The following is an 8,423-nucleotide window of genomic DNA, read 5'->3' on the forward strand; positions in this document are numbered from 1 at the left end:
AATTGTACCAGAAGGCAATTGATAGCCTGTTAAATTCCCTTGTTTCCACCACCTCCAAGCCGTTCGATAACTTATTCCTGTTTTTTTTGCCTAGTCCGATAGTTTTGTCTGTACATATTACCATGAATGACTATATATGACTATATTTGTATTGAAACTTTACAATACCGCAAGCAGTGATAACTGAGATGGCATCAACTACACGAGGCTGCCAAGTTCTCAGGGCGATCCTCAATCCCCTTGTTAGGAGATTGTAAGCCCCACAAGATCGATTTCCTTCGTACTAATATAATACGACTTCTATTCAGCAAACCCTAGTTAGTAAGACTTACAGCATTTCTCAGATCTGGAGTTTAGAGTAACAGGGTTTGACCGGTTTCTTTACTGTCTCTTATGGTTTCTGCAGCGCCGCTAGAACCACTGAGAACAGAGGACATCACTTTTGTGCAATTCCTGTGAACGGTTGAATAAAACCATCCACACCGACAAAGGAGGTGAGGGGCGACCAGTTTAAAATATCCTCTAAAATTGATTGATAGCCTTGCACATTGGGATGAAGTCCATCTTGCATTAATCTTTCTTGGCACCACAGATCACCCCGGTCCATCCAGAGATCAAATAAATCGAGATAGGGAATATTTTGCTCTAGACAAGCTTGTTTAGTGGTTTCTTTAAAACGATACTGATCGCGATGGTTGAAGTAAAAGCAATCTAAAAAGGGCATTTTCCGCTCATCCACGGGAATCATACCTATAAACAAAACCGGGCAAAGAGAACGGGACCGGCCGAGTAAATGTTCAATTTGAGTTTGAAAAAGATCGTGATCGGTATAAGTACGACCATCGGGCCGGCCTAAACGGGCTGTATCATTAACACCGACGGAGAGAAGAATCAGGTCGGGGAGACGATTGCGAATTTCCCCCCTGAGACGAAATTCCTGTTCTAAACGTTCGGACACTTGTACCACTCGATCGCCGCGAATACCCAAATTATACAGGGCATGACCGGCACTTTCCATCCACAAACGACGTAGGCGCTCGGCCCAACCGCCACCCACGGGGTCGCCATAGCCATACACAAGGCTATCACCTAAAGCGACGATTTTGTAGGTCATGATTTCTTTTTTGTCTTTAGTAGGTCGAGAAAGAGTTTGCATGATCGCTCGATCGAATCGGTTGTCCTTTACACTTGTAAACGAATTTGGTTAAACTGTCCGTGTATTATACTACATTAGAAATTTTTTCCTGCCAGTTAACTTATCTGATATCAGCCAAGCACCAGCACTGACCAGTATAAAACAAGGCCGCCCGATGATCATTCCTTGCCTCCGAGTCATGCCGGGCTAAATCTACTATAAAATTTATGATTAAAACCTAGATAAATTGATGACTACTCGTTTACGACGCGCGGTTCAAGACCGAGAATTTTTGATTACAGCCGAGATTACTCCCCCGAAAGGGGGTAATGCCAGTCATATGCTAGAAATGGCCCTCTGGTTAAAAAATCGTGTTCATGCGGCTAATATCACCGATGGCAGTCGCGCCGTAGTGCGAATGTCCTCTCTGGCAGCCTCCGCTATTCTCTATCAACACGACATCGAACCCATCTGTCAAATGGCCTGTCGCGATCGCAATGTGATCGGATTACAAGCAGACCTAATGGGCGCTCATGCTTTAGGATTGAGAAATATACTAGCTTTAACTGGAGATCCCGTCAAAGCAGGAGATCACCCCCAGGCTAGAGCAGTTTTTGACCTAGAATCGGTACGTTTGTTAAAATTAATCGATAAATTAAATAAAGGTTTCGACTTTAACGATAAATCTTTACCTGATGGACCCTTAGAACTTTTTGCCGGGGCTGCCGTCGATGTGCAGTCAAAAAGTTGGTCCGGTCTTCAACGCCGTTTTGAGCGTAAAATCGAAGCGGGAGCGCAGTTTTTTCAAAGTCAATTAGTTACGGATTTCGAGTGCCTTGATAAGTTCATGCAACAGGTGGCCTCCCTCGCCGATAAACCGGTTCTAGCGGGGATCTTTCTGTTAAAATCAGCTAAAAATGCCGTATTTTTAAATAAAAATGTGCCAGGGGTACAAATTCCCGACCATATCATTCAAAGACTCGCCGATGCAACCCATCCCCTCGAAGAAGGCATCAAAATCGCCGCCGAACAAATAAAATTAGCCCAGCAGTTATGTCAAGGTGTCCACATCATGGCGATTAAACGGGAGGATCTAGTCCCAAAAATTCTCGACGTGGCCGGTATCCCGCCAATACATAAGTAGTTGGACAAAAGTAAACTTAACCGTGGGGTAAGGAGTCAGGAGTCAGGAGTCAGGAGTCAGTAAGAATTGCGGCAATTTACATTTCTTAAGATAGGCAACAGAATTTATGTCCGACTGCATAACTAAGATTAAAAGTCAATAGTTTTTATAAAAAATTAACTTTCATTTTGACTAGCGGTCTTTTGACAAGAATTCTACCCCTAACCTAGGATGGGAAGGCTCAAAGCATCTTCGGGGTTAAAAGCATGGATTCCAATCTAGGTCAAGAAAAAGAGAATAGTTGTGGTAATTCCGGGCGAAAATGGTTGTCGATCGGTATTGCCCCCACTGGTATAATTTCTATTGGCATTGTTCCCATGGGCGTTATTTCCATCGGTATTGTTCCTATGGGAGTGGTTTCCATTGGAACCGTGGCCATGGGGACAATTGCGGCCGGTTTTGTTTCCATGGGACTTTTCAGTATTGGTAGCGTTGGGATGGGATTAAATAACGGCCATTTTTCCAATCTTAATTCTCCCCCTGCTGAATCTCCCCATAAACATCATCAGCATTAAAATCAAGATTTGACTAGCAATCATGAATTATTCCATCCGTGCTGCCGTTGCTACCGATGTCAAGGCTATTTTTGACTTAATTGTTGCCTTAGCGGCCTATCAAGAACTCAGCCATTTAATGACAGGAAATAGTCAAGCTTTAGGGGATCATTTATTCGGAGAAAAACCCTACATCGAAGCATTGGTCGCAGAAGTAGAGGGTAAAATAGTCGGTTTTGCCCTATTTTTTGCTAACTATTCCACCTTTATAACTAAACCGGGGATTTACCTGGAAGATATCTTCGTTTTACCCGATTATCGCAGTCAAGGTATCGGGAAAGCTTTACTAATGGCTGTGGCTAAAATTGCCGTCGCTAGGGATGCAGGACTTTTAGAATGGACTGTCTTAGAGTGGAATCAACTGGCGATCGATTTTTATGGAAAAATGGGGGCTAAGGTCTTCAAAGAGTGGCAAATTTGTCGCCTCACCGGGACTGCTTTAACCGAATTGGGTAATAGCGATAAATAATTCAGAGCTTTTGTCGATCCTGGAACTTTGTGATCGGTCGAGACTCCTTGCTATACTATACCTCTGACACTGGCTTTCCTCATTGGTGCAGAATGCAACCCACAGACTCGAATAAATTTACCGAACAAGCTTGGGATTCAATCGTTAAATCGCAAGAAATTGCGCGACGCTTTAAAAATCAGACCTTAGAGGTGGAACACGTTATTATTGCCCTCCTAGAGCAGAATAACGGTCTAGCCACCCGGATTTTACAAAAAGCTAATATAGAAATTCCGCGACTGCAACAACAGCTAGAAGTCTTCACCAACCGACAGCCGAAAGTGGCCATCGTCGATCAATTATACCTAGGTCGTGGTCTCGATCTGCTGCTCGATCGAGCGGAAGCATCCCGGGAAAGTTGGCAAGATAAATTTATCTCCGTCGAACATCTTCTCGTCGGTTTTGCCGAAGATGAAAGGGTGGGCCGGAAATGTTTACGCACTTTCAATCTTGACCCCCAAGATTTAGAATTAGCCATCAAAGCGATTCGCGGTACTCAAAAGGTTACTGAACCCAATCAAGAGGAAAAATACGAAGCTTTAGATAAATATGGCCGGGATTTAACAGCAGCGGCCAAAGAAGGCAAATTAGACCCGGTTATCGGTCGTGATGAAGAAATTCGACGGGTGGTACAAGTCCTCTCGCGACGGTCTAAAAATAACCCGGTTTTAATCGGTGAACCGGGGGTAGGAAAAACCGCTATCGCTGAAGGATTAGCCCAAAGGATTGTTAACGGAGATGTTCCCGAATCTTTGAAAAATCGTCAGTTAATTTCCCTCGATATGGGAAGTTTAATCGCTGGGGCAAAATATCGAGGCGAATTCGAGGAAAGATTGCGGTCAGTTATGAAAGAAGTTACCCAATCAGAAGGGCGAATTATTCTCTTTATCGATGAACTACATACCGTTGTCGGTGCGGGTTCTAGGGAAGGGGGATCGATGGATGCGGGCAACCTATTAAAACCTATGTTAGCTCGGGGAGAATTGCGCTGTATTGGGGCGACAACTTTAGATGAATATCGCAATCATATTGAAAAAGATCCCCCTTTAGAAAGACGTTTTCAACAGGTTTATATTAAGGAACCTTCCGTGGAAGATACTATCTCAATTCTCCGGGGTTTAAAAGAACGTTATGAGGTGCATCATGGGGTGACAATTACCGATTCGGCCCTAGTGGCAGCAGCTACCTTATCCCATCGTTATATTAGCGATCGCTTCTTACCGGATAAAGCGATCGATTTAGTTGATGAAGCGGCGGCAAAATTAGAGGTAGAAAGTACCACTAAACCCGCCGATTTGGAAATGATAGATCGTCGCTTAATGCAGTTACAGATGGAAAAATTCTCCTTAGAAAAAGAGGAGAAAAAAGATCGAGCTTTTCAAGAGCGTTTAGAAAGAATTATCGAAGAAATTGAGGAATTAGAAAGTAAACAAAAGCCCCTCGCTGACCAATGGCAAACGGAAAAACATATCGCCGAGGAAATTAAATTATTGCGAGAGGAAGAGGAACAATTGCGCCTACAGGTGGAACAGGCGGAACGAGCTTATGATCTCAATAAAGCGGCCCAATTAAAGTATGGCAAACTAGAAATTTTACAAGGGGAATTAGAAGTAAAAGAAAAAGAACTAGAAACGATTCAAGCGGCAGGTTCGACCCTGTTAAGACAACAGGTAACTGATGCCGATATTGCCGAAATAGTCGCCCGTTGGACGGGAATTCCCGTCAATCGTTTAATGGAATCGGAACGACAAAAATTATTAGAATTAGAGTCTCATTTACAGAAAAAAGTTGTCGGACAAAATGAAGCGGTCACGGCAGTAGCGGCGGCGATTCGACGAGCGCGCGCGGGAATGAAAGATCCCTCCCGTCCGATTGGTTCATTCCTGTTTATGGGACCCACAGGAGTGGGTAAAACCGAGTTAGCGCGGGCCTTGGCGGGGTTACTGTTCGACTCCGAGGAGGCCATGGTTCGCATCGATATGTCGGAATACATGGAAAAACACGCGGTTTCGCGGTTAATCGGCGCGCCTCCGGGTTATGTGGGTTACGAGGAAGGGGGACAACTATCGGAAGCGGTGCGTCGTCGTCCCTATTCTGTGGTTTTATTGGATGAAGTGGAGAAGGCCCATCGCGATGTTTTTAACATTTTATTACAAGTGCTTGACGATGGGCGCATTACTGACTCTCAGGGGCGAGTGGTGGATTTTCGGAATACGATTATCGTGATGACCAGTAATATTGGCAGTGACCATATTTTAAATGTTTCCGAAGATGCCGATTATGAGGAGATGCGGAAACGGGTTTTAACAGCTTTGCGGAGTCATTTTCGTCCCGAATTTTTGAATCGTATCGACGATTTAATTATTTTCCATACCCTCAAAAAAGAAGAATTGCGTTACATTGTTCGTCTGCAATTACAGCGTCTGGAAAGATTATTAGCAGAACAAAAAATCAATCTGGAATTAACTGCGGCAGCAGAAGATCATATCGTTACTGTTGGTTACGATCCTACCTACGGCGCGCGACCTTTAAAACGCGCTATCCAACGGGAGTTAGAGAATCCTTTAGCCACAAAAATTCTCGAACAAGCTTTTATGGAAGGGGATACGGTGGTAATTGATTGTCTGGATGAGGTGTTAAGTTTTAGCAAAAAGGAGCTAAAAAAGGAGGGGCAAACATTAGAATTAGCCGTGGTTAACCTCAGTTCGGATTAAAACCAGACAGGGGATATACTCCCCCTCTGCGGGTCAATTCAGCCAAGATAAACAAAATTTTGCCCCAAAAGGCCTGGTGAATCTAGCTAAACAGGTTTTGCCTATCTAGCTGACTGCCTATTGCTGTAACTGATGACCACAGCTACTACAAAAGCGATCGGTTGCCGCTACTTTTGCCCCGCATTGACGACAAAATCGGACTTTGCTGACGGTTTTTGCGTCTCCCATACTCATTTTCATGTCTCCCATCTCCATTTCCATAGGGGCAAAATTCATCGACATATTACCCATTTTCATCGGTTGCATCGGTTGCATCGGTTGCATCGGTTGCATCGGTGAGGAGGAGAAACTGGTAGCAGTGGTCGATTGAGAGGACTGAGAAACTCCAGAGGTATGAGGAGAGGAAAAACCGATACTGCTTCCCTGAATTTGGATTCTGTGGGGTCCGGTTTCAGTGATAATTTCAATAATTGCCCCTTGGGGAATTATCTCTATTTGGGGTTCTTTTGTCCAAACTCCCGTGGCAAAACTACTGCTAGACTGCTGTTGTTGTCCCACCGCACCACTAGCGAGAGTTACAATCGTCTGCGGCCCTTGATTATCGAGATAGAGACGTTGTCCTGTGGGTAATTCACTATAAATAGCCATATTTTTGACAGGAAAAAGTAAAAAGTAAAAAGTAAAAACCTAGTTCACACCCCTAGGATCCAGTCTAGCGAGGATACAAATGTTAGAGGATTTTCTTAAGAATTTTATCGACAAAAAAAGGGTGGTTTAACCCACCCTCACCATGTCTCAAGAAAACAAACTTTTTAACGGACGCTACCGGCTAATTTATCGACCCGAATCGGTTTCATCAGGTACAATTTGAGGAATTGCCAAGCGTTAGAGGCGAAGATAGGCAATTTCTTCAGGAATTTAACCGGTGCGGGACTGTTTTCGCTATCGATCGCCCGTAATCCCTCGTTATTGCCAACACAAATCTCTAGGCGATCATAAAATTCAGGACTATCCACATCAAGAATAATCGGGAAGACGCGACCGGCGGTTTCATTGGTCTTCTCGATCACATACTTATCGTACTCGCGAGCGTCCAAACCGAGAATGGCGTAGAAACCGGAGCGCTGAGTATCATTGAGGTACATCGTAGCGAAGACCGAAAGCAGGAAGAAACGACACCAGAGACGAGCGCGCCAATCATTAAGAATATCAGGCTGCGCACGCATGATCGCATCAAAGAAGTCCCCGTGACGGTTTTCGTCTTGACACCAATTCTCAAAGAAGTTAAAAATCGGATAAACCCGATCTTCGGGATGTTGTTCGAGATGACGATAAATGGTGATATAGCGCCAGTAGCCGATTTTTTCGGAAAGATAGGTGGCGTAGAAGATAAATTTCGGTTTAAAGAAGGTGTAGTTACGGCTTTTGGTTAAAAATCCCAAGTCAAGGGAGAGGTTAAAATCCGATAAAGCCTTATTAAGGAACCCAGCGTGACGCGCTTCGTCCCGGGACATGAGGTTAAAGCATTCTGCGAGGAGGGGATTTCTGTTTTTTAAACGTCTGCCGAGTTCTTTGTAGAGAAGAAAGCCGGAAAATTCGGCCGTGCAGGATCTTTCCAGAAATTCCACGAATAAGCGGCGGGTTTCGCCATCAATATGCTCCCAAGAGCGATCGAATTCTTGATTGCGAACGAAGTGATGCCGGTTATAATCGGTACGGAATTCCTCTAAAATCGCTTTCAGTTCTTCCTCGTTAGCGGCGATCGACATTTCCGCCATCGCTTCAAAATCAGTGGTGTAGAAGCGGGGAGTGAGGATCGTTTCTTTAGCGGGAACTTTTATACCCGGACGGATTTCCTCGAATTCTGGTTTTTGGATCGTGCTGACCATAGGGATTATTGATTTTACTCTGGGATGATGATTGAGACGAGTAAAGGCTCTGACTTGATAATGACGAGCCGTGAAAAAACGGCTAGGATTCACTATAGCAAGCTCTCAGCCCTAGACTCCCTTCCTGTTCATTAAAAGTTACAACTCTTAATTAAGCTGTGTGAACAAACGCGGCTTTTTCGCTCCCAGTCTTGACAAATGTTCGGGGATAGGGAGCGGGAAGTGGGAAGTGGGAAGTAGGGTGTCGGGTGTCGGGTGTCGGGTGTCGGGTTTTACCCATTTTCAGGTGGTCAATTACCTAGGGCTTGCTGAATAATGGTAAAACCCTTTTAAAATAAGGCTTTTGACCTGTTAAAATCCGATGTTCATGCTGCGAAAATAGGATTAAGACCTTCAAAAACCTGGCATTATCCTTCTTTTAGTACATAAACTGGTACAAA

The 8,423-nt window shown here is 44.3% G+C and carries 7 protein-coding genes; 4 read left to right on the forward strand and 3 right to left on the reverse strand.

The features are described 5' to 3' along the window. Positions 1-436: 436 nt before the first annotated feature. Positions 437-1,156, reverse strand: a complete 720-nt coding sequence (locus IM456_RS22745) for a GDSL-type esterase/lipase family protein (RefSeq protein WP_149988078.1) — start codon at positions 1,154-1,156, stop codon at positions 437-439. Between the two features lie 229 nt (positions 1,157-1,385). Here IM456_RS22745 and IM456_RS22750 point away from each other — a divergent pair, with 229 nt between their 5' ends. From IM456_RS22750 to clpB, 4 genes are all read left to right on the forward strand, one after another. Further along, on the forward strand, positions 1,386-2,279 hold the full coding sequence (locus tag IM456_RS22750; protein WP_149988077.1) for a methylenetetrahydrofolate reductase: 894 nt from the start codon (positions 1,386-1,388) through the stop codon (positions 2,277-2,279). A gap of 245 nt (positions 2,280-2,524) precedes the next feature. Further along, positions 2,525-2,833 carry a hypothetical protein gene (locus tag IM456_RS22755; protein WP_002781238.1) on the forward strand — a complete coding sequence of 103 codons (309 nt, stop codon included), beginning with the start codon at positions 2,525-2,527 and terminating at the stop codon, positions 2,831-2,833. A 22-nt stretch (positions 2,834-2,855) separates the two neighbouring features. Further along, positions 2,856-3,341: a GNAT family N-acetyltransferase gene (locus tag IM456_RS22760; RefSeq protein WP_149988076.1), complete on the forward strand. Its 486-nt coding sequence runs from the start codon at positions 2,856-2,858 to the stop codon at positions 3,339-3,341. Positions 3,342-3,433: 92 nt separating this feature from the next. Beyond that, positions 3,434-6,094, forward strand: coding sequence for an ATP-dependent chaperone ClpB (gene clpB / locus IM456_RS22765; protein ID WP_149988075.1), 2,661 nt, complete (start codon positions 3,434-3,436; stop codon positions 6,092-6,094). 117 nt (positions 6,095-6,211) lie between these two features. On the opposite strand, the gene IM456_RS22770 is transcribed toward clpB, so the two are convergent. Both IM456_RS22770 and acsF read right to left on the reverse strand, forming a co-directional pair. Next, positions 6,212-6,742, reverse strand: coding sequence for a zinc ribbon domain-containing protein (locus IM456_RS22770; protein ID WP_149988074.1), 531 nt, complete (start codon positions 6,740-6,742; stop codon positions 6,212-6,214). Between the two features lie 164 nt (positions 6,743-6,906). Further along, on the reverse strand, positions 6,907-7,983 hold the full coding sequence (acsF, locus tag IM456_RS22775) for a magnesium-protoporphyrin IX monomethyl ester (oxidative) cyclase (protein ID WP_079207757.1): 1,077 nt from the start codon (positions 7,981-7,983) through the stop codon (positions 6,907-6,909). Positions 7,984-8,423 lie beyond the last annotated feature (440 nt).

It is taken from the genome of Microcystis sp. M079S1 (assembly GCF_020246425.1).
GTDB classification, from domain to species: domain Bacteria; phylum Cyanobacteriota; class Cyanobacteriia; order Cyanobacteriales; family Microcystaceae; genus Microcystis; species Microcystis aeruginosa.